The organism is Rhodococcus sp. S3, from assembly GCF_058211795.1.
The window spans coordinates 518,531-536,932 of the sequence record NZ_CM177074.1; the positions used below are offsets into that span (position 1 = coordinate 518,531).

Annotated in this window: 16 protein-coding genes; 10 read left to right on the forward strand and 6 right to left on the reverse strand. The window is 68.3% G+C overall.

Going from position 1 to position 18,402, the window contains the following annotated elements:
- Nucleotides 1-45: 45 nt before the first annotated feature.
- A complete protein-coding gene (gene kstR, locus AC0LPE_RS02430) occupies nucleotides 46-705 on the reverse strand; it encodes a cholesterol catabolism transcriptional regulator KstR (protein WP_490605529.1) in 660 nt (219 codons plus the stop codon).
- 89 nt (nucleotides 706-794) lie between these two features.
- Here kstR and AC0LPE_RS02435 point away from each other — a divergent pair, with 89 nt between their 5' ends.
- From AC0LPE_RS02435 to AC0LPE_RS02480, 10 genes are all read left to right on the forward strand, one after another.
- A complete protein-coding gene (locus AC0LPE_RS02435; RefSeq protein WP_490605530.1) occupies nucleotides 795-2,936 on the forward strand; it encodes an acyl-CoA dehydrogenase family protein in 2,142 nt (713 codons plus the stop codon).
- A 67-nt stretch (nucleotides 2,937-3,003) separates the two neighbouring features.
- A complete protein-coding gene (locus AC0LPE_RS02440) occupies nucleotides 3,004-4,047 on the forward strand; it encodes an acyl-CoA dehydrogenase family protein (protein WP_490605531.1) in 1,044 nt (347 codons plus the stop codon).
- Complete coding sequence (locus tag AC0LPE_RS02445; protein ID WP_160876995.1) at nucleotides 4,032-5,183, forward strand: acyl-CoA dehydrogenase family protein; 1,152 nt, start codon at nucleotides 4,032-4,034, stop codon at nucleotides 5,181-5,183. The genes AC0LPE_RS02440 and AC0LPE_RS02445 overlap by 16 nt, the downstream gene beginning before the upstream one ends.
- Nucleotides 5,184-5,215: 32 nt before the next feature.
- Nucleotides 5,216-6,235, forward strand: a complete 1,020-nt coding sequence (locus AC0LPE_RS02450) for a bifunctional MaoC family dehydratase N-terminal/OB-fold nucleic acid binding domain-containing protein (protein WP_490606301.1) — start codon at nucleotides 5,216-5,218, stop codon at nucleotides 6,233-6,235.
- Nucleotides 6,232-6,636: a MaoC family dehydratase gene (locus tag AC0LPE_RS02455; RefSeq protein WP_490605532.1), complete on the forward strand. Its 405-nt coding sequence runs from the start codon at nucleotides 6,232-6,234 to the stop codon at nucleotides 6,634-6,636. Before AC0LPE_RS02450 ends, AC0LPE_RS02455 begins: the two co-directional genes overlap by 4 nt.
- Entirely contained in the window at nucleotides 6,633-7,802 is a 1,170-nt protein-coding gene (locus tag AC0LPE_RS02460; protein ID WP_490605533.1) for a lipid-transfer protein, read from the forward strand. Before AC0LPE_RS02455 ends, AC0LPE_RS02460 begins: the two co-directional genes overlap by 4 nt.
- Before the next feature lie 79 nt (nucleotides 7,803-7,881).
- Nucleotides 7,882-9,288, forward strand: a complete 1,407-nt coding sequence (locus tag AC0LPE_RS02465; protein WP_490605534.1) for a DUF2252 domain-containing protein — start codon at nucleotides 7,882-7,884, stop codon at nucleotides 9,286-9,288.
- 104 nt (nucleotides 9,289-9,392) lie between these two features.
- Nucleotides 9,393-10,229 (forward strand): mycofactocin-coupled SDR family oxidoreductase, encoded by an 837-nt coding sequence (locus AC0LPE_RS02470; RefSeq protein ID WP_172415016.1) that lies wholly within the window; start codon nucleotides 9,393-9,395, stop codon nucleotides 10,227-10,229.
- Nucleotides 10,230-10,322: 93 nt separating this feature from the next.
- On the forward strand, nucleotides 10,323-11,300 hold the full coding sequence (locus AC0LPE_RS02475; protein ID WP_088899072.1) for an ATP-binding cassette domain-containing protein: 978 nt from the start codon (nucleotides 10,323-10,325) through the stop codon (nucleotides 11,298-11,300).
- A gap of 11 nt (nucleotides 11,301-11,311) precedes the next feature.
- Complete coding sequence (locus AC0LPE_RS02480) at nucleotides 11,312-12,100, forward strand: ABC transporter permease (RefSeq protein ID WP_172415019.1); 789 nt, start codon at nucleotides 11,312-11,314, stop codon at nucleotides 12,098-12,100.
- Between the two features lie 27 nt (nucleotides 12,101-12,127).
- Here the strand turns inward: AC0LPE_RS02480 and AC0LPE_RS02485 are convergent, their stop codons facing one another.
- The 5 genes from AC0LPE_RS02485 to kstD form a co-directional block, all read right to left on the reverse strand.
- Complete coding sequence (locus AC0LPE_RS02485) at nucleotides 12,128-12,742, reverse strand: flavodoxin family protein (protein WP_019290163.1); 615 nt, start codon at nucleotides 12,740-12,742, stop codon at nucleotides 12,128-12,130.
- Between the two features lie 50 nt (nucleotides 12,743-12,792).
- Nucleotides 12,793-13,851: an alpha/beta hydrolase family protein gene (locus AC0LPE_RS02490; protein ID WP_490605535.1), complete on the reverse strand. Its 1,059-nt coding sequence runs from the start codon at nucleotides 13,849-13,851 to the stop codon at nucleotides 12,793-12,795.
- Between the two features lie 61 nt (nucleotides 13,852-13,912).
- Nucleotides 13,913-15,658: a cholesterol oxidase substrate-binding domain-containing protein gene (locus AC0LPE_RS02495; protein WP_088899029.1), complete on the reverse strand. Its 1,746-nt coding sequence runs from the start codon at nucleotides 15,656-15,658 to the stop codon at nucleotides 13,913-13,915.
- Nucleotides 15,659-15,692: 34 nt separating this feature from the next.
- Nucleotides 15,693-16,553: a MaoC/PaaZ C-terminal domain-containing protein gene (locus AC0LPE_RS02500; protein ID WP_088899028.1), complete on the reverse strand. Its 861-nt coding sequence runs from the start codon at nucleotides 16,551-16,553 to the stop codon at nucleotides 15,693-15,695.
- Between the two features lie 40 nt (nucleotides 16,554-16,593).
- Complete coding sequence (gene kstD / locus AC0LPE_RS02505; RefSeq protein ID WP_172415015.1) at nucleotides 16,594-18,306, reverse strand: 3-oxosteroid 1-dehydrogenase; 1,713 nt, start codon at nucleotides 18,304-18,306, stop codon at nucleotides 16,594-16,596.
- Nucleotides 18,307-18,402: the final 96 nt, after the last annotated feature.

Here is an 18,402-nt window from a genome sequence, read left to right on the forward strand (position 1 = left end):
ACAGGAAGCGGCGGATCGGACGTCGGGCTTGCGGCGCGAGTACCGTCATGCTTCCGACGCGACCGTCTTCGGTGCTCGTGAGCCGTCGCCGAGCAGCAGATCCACGGTCAGTTCGAGCCGACGGGCGACATCGGTGGCCGACGAACGGCGCGTGAGCCACGCGACGAGATTCGACAGCCATACGTCGCTGATGACGCGTGCGATGGCGAGTTCTTCCTCGGTGGGTTCGCCGTCGTTCATGGCTCGCGCGAACAAGCGGTCCATGAGGATGCCCACCTGGTCGACCTCGGCGGCGGCGGAGGCGTCGGCGAACATGAACGCCCGCGTCATGGCCTCGGTGAGCAGGGGATCGCGCTGCATGGCCTTGGTGATCAGACTCAGGATGAGGTGCATGCGCTCGAGCGGGCTGTGGCCCGGGGGGATCCGGCCCTTGCCCTCGATGCGGGCGAATTCACGGCCGAGGGCGGAGACCAGCAGGTGGACCTTGGACGGGAAGTACCGGTAGAGGGTGCCGACCGCGACGTCCGCGCGTTCTGCCACCGCCCGCATCTGCACGGCCTCGTAACCACCCTTCGACGCGAGCGCCAGGGTGGCGTCGAGAATCCGCTTGCGCCGTTCCTTCTGGGCATTGGAACTGAGATCGTCCTCGGTGAGGGCGGTCAGAGTTCCGTGTCCGTTGGCACGGGAGCGGGACGGGGTGGCCATAGATTCGTTTCCTCACGCCTTGACTCTGAATCGGTGTCATATTAGAACACGTTCTAGCAATGATGTCATTCGGAAGGGCGGAAACCGCTGTGAGTATCGCCACGACCGAGGAGCAGCGGGCCGTCCAGGCGTCTGTCCATGCCTGGTCACGTGCCGTAGACCCCATGTCGACGATACGTCGCACAGGCGACGCGACGTGGCGTGACGGCTGGTCCTCCCTCGCAGAACTCGGAATCTTCGGCGTCGCCGTCCCGGAGGAGGCGGGTGGCCTCGGCGCGACTGCTGTGGATCTGGCCGTCATGCTCGAGCAGGCCGCTCACGAACTCGCGCCGGGCCCGGTCCTGACGACCGCCGTGGCGGCCCTCGTGTTCGGCAGTGCCGGTGAGACCGTCGCCAAGACGACGGAGCGGCTCGCCGAGGGGGAGGTCCCCACCGCGCTCGCGCTCGATTCGACCGTGACCGCGGAGGCGGCGGGCGACGGCGTCGTGCTGCGCGGTGAGGCCGGACCGGCCGTGGGTGCCGAAGCCGGGAGCGCCGTGCTCGTGCGTCTCGAAGGCGATTCGGCCGTGGAGCGCTGGGCGCTCGTCGAACCCGACGATCCGGGTCTGCACATCGAGCCGCTCGAGACCATCGACGCCTCCCGCGCGGTGGCCCGCGTCCGCCTCGACGGCGCGACGGTCCCGGCCGACCGGGTCGCGACCGTCCCGGCCGGCTTCGTGCGCGACCTCACCGCCGGTCTCGCCGCCGCGGAGCTGGCCGGTCTCGCCGGTTGGGCGCTGACCACCGCCGTCGAGTACGCGAAGATCCGCGAGCAGTTCGGGAAACCGATCGGTTCGTTCCAGGCCGTCAAGCACATCTGTGCCGAAATGCTCTGCCGCACCGAGAAGATCCGGGCCGTGGCGTGGGACGCCGCGGTCACCGTCGACGCGCAGCCCGACGAACTGCCGATCGCGGCGGCTGCCGCCGCGGCGGTCGCACTCGACGCTGCGGTGCAGACCGTCAAGGACGCGATCCAGGTGCTCGGCGGCATCGGGTTCACGTGGGAACACGACGCGCACTTCTATCTTCGCCGCGCGGTCGCGACCCGCCAGGTGCTCGGCGGTTCCACCGCGTGGCGATCGCGGCTGACGACCCTGGTCCGCGACGGTGCGCGCCGTCACCTCGGTATCGACCTGTCCGATCACGAGGAGGAACGCGCACGGATCCGCGCGGAGGTCGAGAAGATCACGGCCGCACCCGAATCCGAGCGCCGTGTCGCCCTCGCCGAGTCGGGTCTGCTCGCGCCGCACTGGCCGCCGCCCTACGGTCGCGGAGCCGGCGCCGCCGAACAGCTCGTCGTCCAGGAGGAGCTCACCGCCGCCGGTATCGAACGTCCCGACCTCGTGATCGGCTGGTGGGCGGTTCCGACGGTCCTCGAACACGGAACACCCGAACAGATCGAGCGTTTCGTCATGCCTACCCTGCGCGGCGACGTGGTGTGGTGTCAGTTGTTCTCCGAACCCGGTGCCGGCTCGGACCTCGCGGCGCTGCGCACGAGCGCCGAGAAGGTCGACGGCGGATGGGTGTTGCGCGGACAGAAGGTGTGGACCTCGCTCGCGCAGCAGGCGGACTGGGCGATCTGTCTGGCCCGCACCGACCGTGACGTCCCCAAGCACAAGGGCATCACCTATTTCCTCGTCGACATGAAGTCGGCGGGCATCACGATCTCGCCGTTGCGCGAGATCACCGGCGACGCGTTGTTCAACGAGGTCTTCCTCGACTCGGTCTTCGTGCCGGACGACTGTGTGGTCGGCAATCTCGGCGACGGCTGGAAGCTGGCCCGCACGACCCTCGCCAACGAGCGCGTCGCCATGGGCGGCAAGTCGTCGCTGGGGCCGCGCATCGAGGAACTGCTCGAACTGTCGACCCCCGGCGATCCCGTCGCCGAGGACCGCATCGCGACACAGATCGGGGAGGCGACGGTCGGTTCGCTCCTGGATCTGCGGGCGACCCTCGCGCAGCTCGAAGGTCAGGATCCGGGCGCCGCGTCCAGCGTCCGCAAGCTCATCGGTGTGCGGCAGCGGCAGGACACCGCCGAGCTCGCCATGGATCTCGCGGGCGAGGCCGGCTGGGTGGAAGGTTCGCTCACCCGGGAGTTCCTCAACACCCGGTGCCTGACGATCGCCGGGGGAACCGAGCAGATCCTGCTCACCGTGGCGGCCGAGCGCCTCCTGGGCCTGCCGCGCGGCTGAGCGGTCCTTCCGCGGGGCGCCCGGGAGTGCTACAACTAGAACACGTTCTATTCGAAGGTGGGTGACGGTGGACTTCGCACGTGACGAGACACAGGAGGAGATCGCCGGTGTGGCGGCCGGTCTCCTGAAACGCGGCCTCACCGACGACGCGTTGTGGGCCGCGCTGGCCGACGCCGACCTGCTCTCGCTCGCCCTGCCGGAGCGTCTCGGCGGATCGGGCCTCGGACTCGGCGAAGTCGCCACCGTACTCACCGAGATCGGACGCGGAGCCGCGCAGACCCCGGCGCTGGCCACCCTCGGCCTGGGCGTCCTGCCGATCCTTGCGCTCGCCTCCGAACAGCAGCAGGACGACCTGCTCGCCGGTGTCGCCGAAGGAGCCGTGCTCACGGCCGCGCTCGGCGAACCGGGGCGCGCCTTCCCGGAGCGGCCGGCCGCCACGGCGGTCGCCACCGACGGGGGCCACGCGGTCACCGGTTCGTTCGTCGCCGTGCCCTACGCCGACCGGGCACGCATCGCGCTGCTGCCCACCGACGCGGGCGTGGTCGCGGTGGCTCCCGATGCTGCGGGTGTGACCCTGCGTCCGAGTCCCACCTCGACCGGCTCTCCCGAGTTCTCGGTGCGCGCCGACGGCGCCGTAGGAGTCCTGCTCGCCGGATCCGGAACCGACGCCGTGGCGACGCTCCACCGGATCGCGCTCGCCGCCGTGGCGGCCTTCGCCGACGGACTGCTCTCCGGAGCAACCGAACTCACGGCGAAGCACGTCAGCGAACGACACCAGTTCGGCAAGCCGCTCGCGACCTTCCAGGCCGTCGCACAGCAGATCGCCGACGTGTACGTCACCGCCCGCACCCTGCACGTCGCGGCGCTGTCGTCGGTCTGGCGTCTGGCCGAAGGTCTCGACGCCGCGGACGATCTCGACGTCACCGCCTACTGGATCGCCGCCGAACTGCCGCCGGCCATGCGGGTGCTGCACCACCTGCACGGCGGCGTGGGTGTGGACGAGACCTATCCGCTGCACAAGTACTCGTCGACCGCCAAGGACCTCGCCCGGTTGCTCGGCGGCGCCTCGTTCCGACTCGACCTCGTGGGGGCCCGGTGTTCATCGATCTGACCGACGACCAGCGCGCACTGCAGGCCGAACTGCGGCGCTACTTCAGCAGCCTCGTCTCACCCGAGGAGGCCGCGATCATGTGCACGGAGCGGCACGGCCCCACCTACCGCGAGGTCGTGCGTCGCATGGGCAAGGACGGCTGGCTCGGCGTCGGCTGGCCCGTCGAATTCGGCGGCCGCGGCTTCGGCGACGTGGAGCAGCAGATCTTCGCGAACGAGGCCGTCCGCGCCGACGTCCCGCTGCCGAGCGTCACCCTGCAGACCGTCGGCCCGACCCTGCAGGTCTACGGCACCGACGAGCAGAAGCGGAAGTTCCTGCCCGCCATCCTCGCCGGCGAGGTGCACTTCGCGATCGGCTACTCCGAACCCGAGGCCGGTACCGACCTCGCGGCCCTGCGCACCACCGCGGTCCGGGACGGCGACCACTACATCGTCAACGGGCAGAAGATCTTCACGACCGGTGGGCACGACGCCGACTACATCTGGCTCGCCGTCCGCACCGGCCCCGCCGACTCGCGTCACCGCGGCATCTCCGTCCTCATCGTCGACACCAAGGATCCCGGCTTCAGCTGGACCCCGATCATCACGTGCGACGGCGCCCACCACGTCAACGCCACCTACTACAGCGACGTGCGCGTTCCCGTCGAGATGCTCGTCGGCGAGGAGAACAAGGGCTGGAAGCTCATCACCACCCAGCTCAACCACGAACGCGTCATGCTCGGCCCGGCCGGTCGCGTCGCCGGCATCTACGACCGGCTCGTCGAGTGGGTCCGCGCCCACGAACTCCAGGACCGCCCCGAGGTGCGACGCGCACTCGGCGAGATCCACGCGACCTGGCGGCTCAACGAACTGCTCAACTGGCAGGTCGCGGCGAGCAGCAACGACGCCGTCGACATCGCAGATGCCTCGGCGACCAAGGTGTTCGCCACCGAACGGATCCAGCGCGTCGGTCGCCTCGCCGAGGAGATCGTCGGCGCCTTCGGCGATCCGGCCGCCGACGACACCGCCGATCTGCTCCGCTGGCTCGACATGATGGCCAAACGCAATGTCGTCATCACCTTCGGTGGTGGCGTCAACGAGGTGATGCGCGAACTGATCGCCACCGCCGGTCTGGGCATGCCGCGGGTCCCGCGTTGACACAGGAGAATTCGGTGATACAGAAGAATTCGGTGATACGAGACGTTCCGGGGAGGACCCCCGAGGAGATCCTGCAGGCTGCCGAGAAGGTACGCGGCGACGGCCCGTCCGCGCCGCGGCCCGGCCGCGATCCGGTGAACATGCCGATGATCCGCAACTGGCTCGAGGCGATCGGCGACGACAACCCGATCTACACCGACGAGACCGCGGCGATCACCGCCGGTCACGGTGGTCTCGTGGCCCCGCCCGCGATGGCGCAGGTGTGGACGATGCGCGGCCTCGGCGCCGAACGCGAGAAGGACGACCCGCTCGGCCGGATGACGCAGATCCTCGACGACGCCGGCTACACCTCGGTGGTCGCCACCAACTGCGACCAGATCTACCACCGCTACCTGCGCCACGGCGAACAGGTGACGATCGAGTCCACCCTCGAGGACGTCGTCGGCCCGAAGCGGACCGGACTCGGGGAAGGCTGGTTCTTCACCACCCGCAACCTGTGGAAGGTCGGCGACGAGGTCGTCGCCGAGATGCTCTTCCGCATCCTCAAGTTCGCACCGCCGTCGAAGGACGAGAACGCGGAGACACCGCAGGACCGGCCCGCACCCGCGGTTCCAGACGATCTCGACCCCACGCGGATGCTGCGCCCGTCCGTCTCCCACGACACGCAGTTCTTCTGGGACGGCGTGGCCGCCCACGAGCTGCGCATCCAGCGACGCCCCGACGGCACTCTGCAGCACCCACCCGTCCCGGCGCTCTGGCTCGACAAGACGAAGACCACCGACTACGTCGTGTCCTCCGGTCGCGGAACGGTGTTCAGTTTCGTCGTCCACCACGCGCCCAGGGTGCCGGGGCGGCAGGTGCCCTTCGTCGTCGCACTCGTCGAACTCGACGAGGGTGTCCGGATGCTCGGTGAACTCCGCGACGTCGATCCTGGGCAGGTACGTATCGGGATGCCGGTCGAGGTCACCTTCCTCGATTTCCCCGGCGACGACGAGACCGGCGGGCAGCCGTGGACGCTGTACGCCTGGAAGCCGATCGAGGAGGACGTGTGAGCACCCCGACCGTCACGACGGGCGAGAGCCTGCCTTCCCTCGAGATCCACGCCGATCCCACCTTCATCGTGTCGACGGCCCTGGCCACACGCGACTTCCAGGACGTGCACCACGACCGCGACAAGGCGCAGCAGCGCGGATCGAAGGACATCTTCGTCAACATCCTCACCGACACCGGACTCGTGCAGCGCTACGTCACCGACTGGGCCGGCCCCCGCGCGGTGGTGAAGTCGATCTCGCTGAGACTGGGTGTGCCCTGGTACGCCTACGACACCCTGACCCTCTCGGGCACCGTTGCGTCCGTCGAGAACGGACTGGTCACCGTCGACATCGCCGGCACCAACAGCCTGGGCAAACACATCACGGCCACAGCCACTTTCGTGATCGGAGGCACCGCATGAGCAGCCTGTCGGGTGCAGCGGCGATCGTCGGCATCGGCGCGACCGACTTCTCGAAGGACTCCGGCCGCAGCGAACTCCGCCTCGCGGCCGAAGCGGTGCGCGCCGCCCTCGACGACGCGGGACTGACCCCGGCCGACGTCGACGGCCTCGTCTCGTTCACGATGGACACCAACACCGAAGTGGCCGTGGCCCGTTCGGTGGGCATCCCGCGCCTGAAGTTCTTCTCCCGCATCCACTACGGCGGCGGTGCGGCGTGCGCGACGGTGCAGCAGGCGGCGATGGCCGTCGCGACCGGCGTGGCCGACGTGGTGGTCGCGTACCGGGCATTCAACGAGCGGTCCGGCGCGCGGTACGGACAGGTCAACACCGCCCTTGCCGCGCAGGTGAACTCGTCGGGCACCGACAACGCGTTCTCCTACCCGCACGGGCTGAGCACACCGGCCTCGTTCGTCGCGATGGTCGCGCAACGCTACATGCACGTCTCCGGGGCGACGAGCGCCGACTTCGGCGCCGTGGCGGTCGCCGATCGGGCCCACGCCGCGACCAACCCGAAGGCGTTCTTCCACGGCAAGCCGATCACGCTCGAGGACCACCAGAACTCGCGATGGATCGCCGAGCCACTGCACCTGCTCGACTGCTGCCAGGAATCGGACGGCGGCGTCGCCATCGTCGTCACCAGCGCCGAGCGGGCGAAGGACCTGAAGCAGACCCCGGCGGTCATCGCGGCCGCCGCGCAGGGGAGCGGCCCCGACCAGTACATCATGACCAGCTACTACCGCGACGGGCTCACAGGCCTGCCGGAGATGGGCATCGTCGGCGACCAACTGTGGGAGCAGGCGGGCATCGGACCGCAGGACATCGCCACGGCCGTGCTCTACGACCACTTCACCCCGTACGTGCTCATGCAGCTCGAAGAACTCGGATTCTGCGAACGCGGAGAGGCCAAGGACTTCGTCGCCGACGGCATCCAGGTGGGCGGGAGATTGCCGATCAACACCCACGGCGGTCAGCTCGGCGAGGCCTACATCCACGGCATGAACGGCATCGCCGAGGGCGTCCGGCAGATCCGCGGCACGGCCGTCAACCAGGTCGACGATGTCGACCACGTCCTGGTCACAGCAGGAACAGGAGTTCCGACCTCGGGTCTGGTGCTGTCGCGGTCCTGACACCGTTTCCCTCCCACCGACGGGCGGGCCCGCCTACGATGAGAGCTCACATTCCGGTGGGATCCCTGTGGGAGGACCCGTGTCGGTCACGGACGGACATGTCGTGCATCCGACCCGCGAACAGCGGGTCCAGAACGGTCTCGCCGCTCGGAGGGTCACTCCCGTCGAGTCGCTCGCCGAGCTCGGAAAGTCGTCCCGGGATCCGATCGCCCTGCTCGAGAGTCAGGCGCAGACCCGCGTTCCGCAGCTCGTCCCGGTGCGTTTCGGCCGCATGGCGACATCGGCCTTCGCGTTCTACCGCGGCGCCGCGCTGGTGATGGCCGACGATCTGTCGCGCACACCGAACAGCGGTCTGCACACCCAACTGTGCGGCGACGCCCACGCGAGCAATTTCGGTCTGTTCGCTACCCCCGAACGCAGAACGGCCTTCGACGTCAACGACTTCGACGAGACCTATCCGGGACCGTTCGAATGGGACGTCAAGCGTCTGGTCGCGAGTCTCGAGATCGCCGGTCGCGACAACGGGTTCACCGCGAAGGAACGCCGGAAGATCACCCGCGCATGTGCGGCGGAGTACCGCGAAACCATGTGCAGACAGGCGCAACTCGGGAACATGGCGGTGCGCTACGCGCATCTCGATCCCACCACCGAGATGGCGGAGCTCGGCGACAAGCTGACCACCCGGATGGAGAAGCGCACCCGCAAAGCGCTCGAAAAGGCCTCACGGCGCGACAGTCTCCAGGCCCTGGAGAAACTCACCACCGTCGCCGACGGCCGCCGCCGGATCATCATCGACCCGCCGCTCGTCGTGCCCGTCGAAGAGGTCTTCGCCGACCTCGACGCCGAAGCGATCTACGACGAACTGCACGACCGCGTCCGCTCGTACCGGGCGACGCTGCAGTGGGACCGCCGGGTCCTCCTCGAACAGTTCGAACTGGTCCAGGCCGCGCGGAAGGTCGTCGGAGTGGGCAGCGTCGGCACGCGGGCGTGGATCCTCCTGCTGCGGGGTGCGGACGACGACGATCCGTTGTTCCTCCAGGCGAAGGAGGCCCAGCGGTCGGTGCTGTCGTACTACGTCGACGGTCCGACCTTCCGGAACGAGGGCGAACGCGTCGTCGACGGTCAGCGGCTGATGCAGTCCGCGAGCGACATCTTCCTCGGCTGGCAGCAGGGTGCCGGAGCCGACGGCGTGAACCGGGACTTCTACATACGCCAACTCCGCGACGGCAAGGGTTCGGCGGTGATCGAGGAGATGGTGCCCAAGGGCATGAAACTCTACGGCCGACTCTGCGGCCGGGTCCTCGCCTATGCCCACGCCCGGGCCGGCGACCGGATCGCGCTGGCTGCCTATCTCGGCACCGACGAGGAGTTCGACGAGGCGCTCTCGTCGTTCGCGGTGTCCTACGCCGACCGCAACGAACGCGACCTGCAGGCGCTGCACGAGGCCGTCGAGCAGGGACGAGTGAAGGCCCGGACCGGACTCTGATCTTCGTCTGGTTCCCGGACACGTCCGCTGTCCGGGACTTACTCACCTGTCCTCTCTCCCGGCGCGGTACAAAGGAGGCGATCACGCGCCGACGGAAGGACGTCATGATGGGTTTCGAGGGCAGGGTCGCATTCGTGACGGGAGCGGCGCGAGGCCAAGGACGCTCGCACGCCGTCGCATTCGCCGAAGCAGGGGCCGACGTGGTCGTCTGCGACCGGTGCTCCGACTCACCGGTGGTGGGATATCCGCTGGCGACCGAGGAGGACCTGGCGGAGACGGTGCGACTCGTCGAGGCGACCGGTCGCCGGGTCGTCTCGGCGACACTCGACACCGCCGACCGTCCGGCGATGGACGCTCTGGTTGCCCGTGCTCACGCCGAACTCGGGCGGATCGACATCGCGGTCGCCAATGCCGGGGTGTCGGTGGCGGCACCGGTGCACCGGATGCCGCAACAGATGTGGGACGAAGCGATCTCGTCCAATCTCACCGGGGTGTTCAACACCGTCGCCGCGGTCGCGCCCGGGATGATCGAGCGTGACTACGGTCGCATCGTCACGGTGTCGTCGATGCTCGGCCGAGCGGGCAACACCAACATGGCCGCATATGCGGCGTCGAAATGGGGCGTGATCGGCCTGACGAAGAGCGCGGCCCTGGACCTCGCGCAGAACGGCATCACCGTCAACGCCGTCGCCCCGGGCAACATCTCCACGCCGATGATCCACAACGACGCGCTCTACGGGATGTTGCGGCCCGACCTCGAAGAGCCGACCGCCGACGATGTGGCCCCGGTGTTCGCCTCCCTGCACGCACAACCGGTGCCGTGGCTCGACCCGGCCGAGATCACCCGTGCGGTCCTGTTCTTCGCCGACGAGGCGTCCGCACACATCTCCGGCACCGTGTTGCCGATCGATGCCGGCAACGCCGCCCGGGTGACGGGCTGAGCGATCCGCCTGACGAAGCGATGAGAAAACCTGTCGAACCGTGTCGGTCTCTTCGTGCACACTGTGCTCACCACCACAGTCAGGGAGAAACTCATGGCCGACGCCATAGTTGCAGAAGGACTGATCAAGACATACGGGCAGGTCAGAGCACTCGACGGGGTCGATCTGCGGGTGCCGGAGGGGACGGTCACCGCGCTGCTCGGTCCCAACGGCGCCGGTAAGACCACCACGGTGCGGGTGCTGACGACACTGCTCGTCCCCGATGCCGGTCGCGCCGAAGTGGCGGGATACGACGTCCTCACCGAGGCGCGGGAGCTTCGTTCCCGGATCGGGGCGTCGGGGCAGTACGCGGCGGTCGACGAATATCTCACGGGGTTCGAGAACCTCGAGATGGTCGGCCGGCTGTACCACCTCGGCGTCAAACGGAGTCGCCTCCGCGCCCGCGAGCTCCTCGAACAGTTCGACCTCGAGGAAGCGGGTGATCGCCCGGTGAAGGGTTATTCGGGCGGTATGCGACGCCGCCTCGATCTCGCCGGTGCGCTCGTCGCCGATCCTCCGGTGTTGTTCCTCGACGAACCCACGACGGGTCTCGATCCGCGGGCGCGCCTCGGGTTGTGGGACGTCATCGACACCCTCGTACAGCGCGGCACGACGCTGTTGCTGACGACGCAGTACATGGACGAGGCCGAACGCCTCGCCGACGACATCGTCGTGATCGATCGGGGCGCGGTCATCGCCCGCGGCACGGCCGACGAGCTCAAGAGCCGCGTCGGTGGCGAACGTATCGAACTCGCCGTGACCGACGCCGACCAGCGAGACCGAGCGGTCCGTGAGCTCGAATCGGTGGCGGCTGGGAAGATCAGGGTCGAGCGCAGCACCGGTCGCATCACCGTGCCGGTCAGCGGCGACTCGGGCGGCGGAACCGACGGGCTCGTGGCGGCGCTGGGGAAGCTGTCGGCCGCGGGCATCCGGGTCTCCGACGTTGCTCTGCGGAAACCGACCCTCGACGACGTGTTCCTCACGCTCACCGGTCGCGGGACGGACGAGAAGGTCGAGGAGGCGGTGTCGTGAACACACTCGAGATGGTCGCATCCGACGGCCTGACCATCGCCAAGCGCAACATGATCAAGATCAAGCGTGTGCCGGATCTGCTGGTCTTCACGACGTTGTCGCCGATCATGTTCGTGCTGTTGTTCGCCTACGTCTTCGGCAGTGCGATCGACGTCCCCGGCATCTCGTACCGGGAGTTCCTCATCGCAGGTATCTTCACCCAGACGGTCATCTTCGGGTCCACCTGGACGGGCCTCGGGATGGTCGAAGACCTGCAGAAGGGCATCATCGACCGGTTCCGATCGCTGCCGATGGCCCCGTCCGCGGTACTCATCGGCCGTACCAGCACCGACGTGCTGATCAACGTGCTCAGCCTCGTGGTGATGTCGTTGACCGGTCTCCTCGTGGGGTGGCGGATCAACACCTCGCTGGGCGAGGCGCTCGCCGGCTACCTGTTGCTGCTGCTGTTCGCCTACGCTCTGTCGTGGGTGATGGCCGTGATCGGCATGTGGATCCGCACACCGGAGGTCTTCAACAACGCGAGTTTCATGGTGATCTTCCCGCTGTCGTTCATCGCCAACACGTTCGTCGACCCGTCGTCGATGCCGACGGTGCTGCGCGTCATCGCCGAGTGGAATCCCATCTCGGCGGTCACGCAGGCGGTCCGCGAACTGTTCGGCAACACCAATCCCATGGTGCCGCCGCCCGACGTGTGGCCCCTGCAGAATCCGGTCCTCGCGTCGCTGATGTGGACAGCGTTGATGCTGATCGTGTTCGTGCCGTTCGCGATCCGCAGGTACCAGAAGGCCGTCAGCCGCTGACGGTCGGCGTCCGGCCGGCGGGCGGGTTCATCCCGGGTAGGGCGCGTACTGGCGCTGACGCAACAGTGTCGCCAGGTGCACGGCGTTGCGGGCGACGGATTCGGTGGTCGAGCGCACCGCTTCGGGGATCTCGTCGAGATCCTTGAAGTCGGTGCCCGACATCGCCTCGCCGTTCCAGTAGGTCGAGCCCTGCGCGGGGATCGAGAAACCGATGTCGTTGAGACTCTGGAACAGGTCGGCGACGATCTTGTGCGCGCCGTCCTCGTTGCCGACGACTGCGGCGATCCCGACCTTGCCCACCATGCGTGGACGGTTCTCGTCATCGGTGTTCGACAGTTCGGCATCGAGCCGCTCGAGGACACGTTGGGCGACGCTCGACATGTGTCCCACCCAGGTCGGTGTGGCGACGAGCAGGATGTCGGCCGAGACGATGCGCTCGACGATCTCCGGCCACTGATCCCCGTCGCCCATGTCGGCTTCGACACCGGGCTTGACGTCGAAGTCGACGACTCGGACGGTTTCGACGCTGACGTCGTGCTTCGACAGTGCGTCGAACACGTGCGCCACCATCTTGTCGGTGCTGGACTCGGCGGGGGACGGCTTGAGCGTGCAGTTCAGGGCCACGGCGTGCAGTGCTGTCATGCGCCCGGGATACCCGAGTTACACCACGACAATCAGCTGCAGCACGACAGTCAGCGACCGCGTGCGGCCGCCCAGCCGTCGATCGCCGCCGAGAACTCGAACGAGGTGGGCAGCAGCGCCATCTGGTCGGCCGGGCCGGGCTGCAGCGGGCCGAGTTCCTCGAGGCTGTGGTTCGCGGTGGTGAAGTGCTCGAACTGCAGGGCGGTGTGGGCGAGGGCGTCCCGCAGCGGCTCGACCTGCGCGCAGCTGATGTTCAGGTCCTTGTCGGAGCAGGTGAGCAGCACCGGGGTGTCGACCGCCAGTTCTGCGGCGAGCTCGGCCGGATCAAGCTTGTCGGACTCGAAGAGGAACTTCGCGTTCACGGGGTTCATGCCGAACTGCGCGAGGATCGGGTGCAGATCGGTGGGGAAGGCCCCGGTCGTCCTCAGCGACTCGACGGCACGCGACAGGTCGGCCCGGACCGCCTCGCCGTCGGGGCCGAGCTGTCCGGAATCCACCACGGCATTCAGCTGGACGGTCAGCAGGTCCAGGTAGCGCATCGGCAGCGGAGCGAGAAGTGCGAAGCCGCTTCCGATACCGCGATCGGCGAGTGCGAGGGCGGTCAGTGCACCCTCGCTGTGTCCGAGGACGAGGATCTCCTCGGGGGAGACTCCGGTGCGTTCGGCGAGCAGACGCACCGCCGCCTCGGCGTGGTCGACCTGCTCGGTGAAGCCGTACTCGCCGATGGTCTCGACCGTGTAGGACCCGAGACCCGTCTCACCGGCCCCGATCTTGTCGAAGCGCAGGCTCGCGATGCCGTGGGCGGCGAGTGCGTCCGCGGTGCGCACCAGGGTGTCGGACGCGAAGCCGGGCTGGTTGCCGTTGCGATCGGTGGGGCCGCTGCCCGGGAGCAGCAGTGCGGCGGCGACCGCGGCTCCGTCCGGGTTGCGGAGGCTGCCGTGGAAGGTGGTGCCGTCGGCCTCGAAGGTCACCGGGGCGTCGGTGCCGTTCGACACGGCGACCGAACCCGTGTCGGGAAGGGCCACTGCGGTTCCCGCGAGTGTCACGCCTCCCGCGAGAACCAGCACGGGCACAGCAGCAGCACCGATCCACCTTCGCACGTTCCGCATGGTGCGAACCCTAGCAAAGGACTGCGCTGTGCCCGTGGTGAGCGACGGTGCCCGTGGGAGCTCAGGGGAGCAGAGTGTCGATGAAGGTGTTGCTGAACACCCGATGCGGATCGAGACGGTTGTAGACCGCGCGAGCCGAATCCCAGTTCTCGTCCGACGGAACACCTTCCCGGTAGGTGTCGGGCAGGCCTTGCGTCAGGATCTGCTCGTCGGTGTACGGCAGGTCGGGACCGAACGCCCAGCCCTTCGACCATTCCGGCCGGAAGGTCGAGTCGCTTCCGTTGTACCGCTGCCGCATCCACTGCTCCATCTCCCGGTAGAAGGCGAACATGCCGGGAGTTCCCGGGACACCGAGAACGTTGAGCCAGATGGCGGTGTCCCATTCCGGGTGGTCGGGACGCGGACGGGTCGACGCGATCGTCGGCGGTCCGGCCGACGGGACGAGGACGTCCTCTGGCTGATCCAGTCCGCAGCAACGGATTTCGACCGGACCGTTGAGTGGGAACTGTCCCAGGCTGCGGTAGTGCTCGATGCGTTCGGAGAACCAGTGCGCGAAGTCGTGGATGACGTTGGCGATGTTGGCGCGGTTCGTGAGGACCGCACCGCCACCCTCGGTCAGGCGCAGCGTGGTCGCCTTGATGTAGAACTGCAGGTCCTTCGACCAGCCCCAGATGTCGGACGCTCCCGTCGCCGCGAGACCGGCCACGGTCACGCCGTAGTAGGTCTGTCCGAAAGCCGGTGCGATCGATGTGTTCCCGGCCGTGATCTGCCCCAGCAGGTCGGTGATCGGTTCGGGCACGTTGTCGGAGAACGGGTAGTTGTACGGGCCGGTCACCTCCCGTGAGCCGGCCGGCTTCTCCGGTGCGAGCGACCACACCTTCATCCACGGACGTTCCGTGAACGGATACCAGATCGCCTCGGCCCGCCCCGCCGAATCGACGAACGACTCGAAGGTCCGTCCCGGCGCGCCGGCGGGCGAGAACAGTTCCTGCCAGGTGATATCGGTGAAGGACTGGCAGCGCATGCGGTAGTTCGGTCCGGCCTGCAGCGTGACGGACGTGATGAACGTCCGGCCGAGATGCGTGAGCAGCGGGGTGATCTCGGGATCGGCGCGGGTGAAGGTACGCAGCGTGTAGGCACTGCCGTCCCACACGACGGCCGTCAGTTCGGTCACGAGGTTGCTCAACGACCCGAAGGTGTGGCCGGGGAGGGTGGATTCACCGTTCGCGGGCAGCGCGGCACCGTGCGCGTTGACGGCGAGTGCTCCGGCGATCGACAGGACGCCGGGCGCAGGAAGATTCGCGAGTCCGAGACCGTGGTCCTGCAGTGCCGTGGTGATGGCGTCGAGCGTCGCGCCGGGACCTGCCGTGACGGTCGCGGGGGAGCCGCCGGAGTTCACCTGGACCCAGTTGAGGTGGAGCATGGTGTCGGCGAGGATCACCCGGTCGACGGGTGCACCGTTGACGATCGTCAGCGGTGTCCAGCCGTGCATGGCCCCGCGCGGACGGATGGTGTATCCGTTCTCGTGTGCCCAGTTCACCAGGCGCACCACGTCGTCGGGGGTGCGAGGCGCGCAGGTCCAGATGGCGTCCAGCATGATCTCCTTCGACCAGTTCTGGTACGCCTGCTGGTAGAGATCGATGCCGCCGGGGAACGCCGGGGGAGTGGGGAGCGTCGAGGCCGCGGACCCGGAGGGGACGGCGTGCACCGGGGTCCATCCACCGAGGGCGGAGACCGCCAGCGCACCGGCGCCGGCCGCGAGGAAGCCGCGCCGCGACAGGCGCGGCGACGAATCACGAAGTGTCATGTTCGAATGTCGCTCTTTCGGGAGGGCGTGGCGATCACGCCACGGTGAGTACCACGTCGGCCAGGGCGGGGGCGAGATCGCGTTCGACGACGGAGGCGGTCACGAGCTTGCGGTCGTCGTCGTTCCACACACGCACCCGGAGGGTCTCGCCGGGGAAGACCACACCGGCGAACCGGGCGCGGAATCCCTTCACGCGCGATGCGTCGGCGTCGAGAAGACCGTCGGTCACCGCCTTGCACACGATGCCGTAGGTGCACAGCCCGTGCAGGATCGGTGCCGGGAAGCCCGCCGCGGATGCGAACTCGGGATCGGAGTGGAGGGGGTTGCGGTCGCCGCACAGTCGGTACAGCAGCGCCTGCTGCGGGAGGGTCGGCACATCGAACTCGGCGTCCGGCTCACGATCGGGATACTCCACCGACTCCGACGGGCCACGCTCGCCGCCGAAACCGCCCTCGCCGCGGGCGAAGATCGACGACCGTGCGGTCCACAGGGGATTGCCGTCGAGATCCTCGGTCACCGATTCCTGCACGACGACCGCGGCCTTGCCCTTGTCCCACACCTCGGCGATGCGGGTGATCGTGCGGCCCTTGCCCGAAGCGGGGATGGGCGCGTGCACGGTCACCTCCTGGCTGCCGTGGACGACCTTGGCGAGATCGATCTCGATCCCGGGGAACGAGACCTTCGGCGGCTCGACCTGGTGGAAGGTCGCGGCGACGGTCGCGAAGGTGGGGAGCACCTGGGGGTCCTTGTCCCGCAGGTAACGCAGTTCGCCCGCGTCGGTGGGATGGGACCCGGCGCCGATGCCGAGGTTGTAGAGCTGGACATCGGTGCTGCTCCACTCGAATTCCTGAGCGGGCAGCTCGGCTCCGACGGCAACCGAGGGATCGATGGGCACAGGCGCTTCCTTTCTACGGCTCGAACGCGGGTCGATCGGGTCACACGGTGTCGGCGGATTCTCGCAGCTCCTCGGCGCGTTCGTCACGCGTGCGGTCCAGGATGTCGAGGGCCGCGAGATAACCGAAGGTCATCGCCGGCCCGATGGTGGCGCCCGGCCCGGCGTAGGTGTGTCCCATGACCGGGGCACTGGCGTTGCCGGCCGCGTACAGGCCGTCGATCACGCTGCCGTCCTCGCGCACCACTCGGCCGTGGACGTCGGTGACGAGCCCGCCCTTGGTGCCGAGATCGCCCGGGACCACCTTGAACGCGTAGAACGGGGCCTTGTCGACCACGCCGAGGCTCGGATTCGGCTTGTTGCGCGGATCCCCGTAGTAGTGGTCGTAGTGGGATTCGCCGCGGCCGAAGTCCTCGTCCTTGCCGGCACGCGCGAAGCCGTTGAAGCGCTGCACCGTCTCGGTGAGGGCGTCGGCCGGTACCCCGATCTTCTCGGCGAGTTCGGCGACGGAAGCGGCCTTGACGAGCACCCCGGCCTCGAGCCACCGGCGGGGGAAGGGGGTGCGGGGGGTGATGCCGGCGAAGGTGTAGCGGTCGCGGTAACGCTGGTCGAGGATCAGCCAGCTGGGGATGTTCTCGCCCGGTCCCTCGCCGCGTCCGTGCTCGCCGCCGTACATCGCGTGCGTCGCCTCGACGTAGGGCGCCGACTCGTTGACGAAACGCTTGCCGGCCGCGTTGACCATGAGGCACCCGGGGAGGCTGCGCTCCGACAGTGCGAACCACGAGCCTCCGGTGAGCGTGAAGGACGGACCCCACCAGGCGTCGTCCATGAAATCGACTGCGGCGCCGAGCTTCTGCCCGGCGCGGATGCCGTCGCCGGTGTTCGCCTTTGCGCCCACGGTCCACTCGGTGCCGATCGGCTGACGCTGGTACTGCGCCCGCATCTCGGCGTTGTGCTCGAAACCGCCGCTCGCGAGGATCACGCCCTTGCGGGCACGGATGACGCGCTTCTCACCGTTCGCGACCACCTCGACGCCGCGCACGACGCCGTCCTCGACGACGAGGTCGGTGAGCGCCGTCTCCAGCAGCAGGGGCACACCGGCGTCGCGCAGGCCGATCCGCAGCCCGGCCATGAGCGCCTGACCTCGGACGAGCAGGTGCTTCTTGGTGATGTTCGCCCAGACGAACCGGGCGCCGACCCGCATGGCGCGAACCGGCCCGCGCGGGTTCCGCATGAGCAGGTTCAGCCACTTGTAGTCGGCCTGGGTGATGACGAAGTTCTTGGGAGCGCGCGCGTAGTCGGGTTCGAGGAGGGCGAGATCCTCACCGAGACGGCGGCCGTCGAAGGGTGTCGGTTCGACCGAACGGCCACCGGGACGTCCGCCGGGCGCCTCGGGGTAGTAGTCGGAATAGCCCGGCACCCATTGCAGTTCGAGGGCGCTGTTCTTCAGGACGAAGGAGAGCATCTCCGGTCCGCGATCGATGTAGGTGTCGATCTTCTCGGCGGGCACGTCGTCGCCGATGATGCTGTGGAGGTACTTCCGGGCTTCTTCGGGGGTGTCGTCCACCCCGGCGGCCTTCAGTGCCTCGTTGTTGGGGATCCACACACCGCCGCCCGATCGGGCGCTCGATCCGCCGTAGCGCGGCGCCTTCTCGATCAGGACCACGTCGGCGCCCTTGCGGGCTGCGGTGATGGCGGCGGTCATTCCGCCGGCACCGCTGCCGACGACAACGATGTCGTACTCCTGCTTCGTCATGTAGAACACGTTATAGAAATGGTGGTGCCGAGTCCATCCCCGAATGCGAAGAGTCCTGGACGTGAAGCGAAGACGCGGCGACACCGGGACTGGAAC

Bases quoted from the DNA above. Each gene is read 5' to 3' on its own strand.
- AC0LPE_RS02470 (WP_172415016.1), top strand. From the start codon at position 9,393: ATGATGGGTTTCGAGGGCAGGGTCGCATTCGTGACGGGAGCGGCGCGA.
- AC0LPE_RS02475 (WP_088899072.1), top strand. From the start codon at position 10,323: ATGGCCGACGCCATAGTTGCAGAAGGACTGATCAAGACATACGGGCAG.
- AC0LPE_RS02480 (WP_172415019.1), top strand. From the start codon at position 11,312: ATGGTCGCATCCGACGGCCTGACCATCGCCAAGCGCAACATGATCAAG.
- AC0LPE_RS02490 (WP_490605535.1), bottom strand. From the start codon at position 13,851: ATGCGGAACGTGCGAAGGTGGATCGGTGCTGCTGCTGTGCCCGTGCTG.
- AC0LPE_RS02460 (WP_490605533.1), top strand. From the start codon at position 6,633: ATGAGCAGCCTGTCGGGTGCAGCGGCGATCGTCGGCATCGGCGCGACC.
- AC0LPE_RS02495 (WP_088899029.1), bottom strand. From the start codon at position 15,658: ATGACACTTCGTGATTCGTCGCCGCGCCTGTCGCGGCGCGGCTTCCTC.
- kstD (WP_172415015.1), bottom strand. From the start codon at position 18,306: ATGACGAAGCAGGAGTACGACATCGTTGTCGTCGGCAGCGGTGCCGGC.
- kstR (WP_490605529.1), bottom strand. From the start codon at position 705: ATGGCCACCCCGTCCCGCTCCCGTGCCAACGGACACGGAACTCTGACC.
- AC0LPE_RS02485 (WP_019290163.1), bottom strand. From the start codon at position 12,742: ATGACAGCACTGCACGCCGTGGCCCTGAACTGCACGCTCAAGCCGTCC.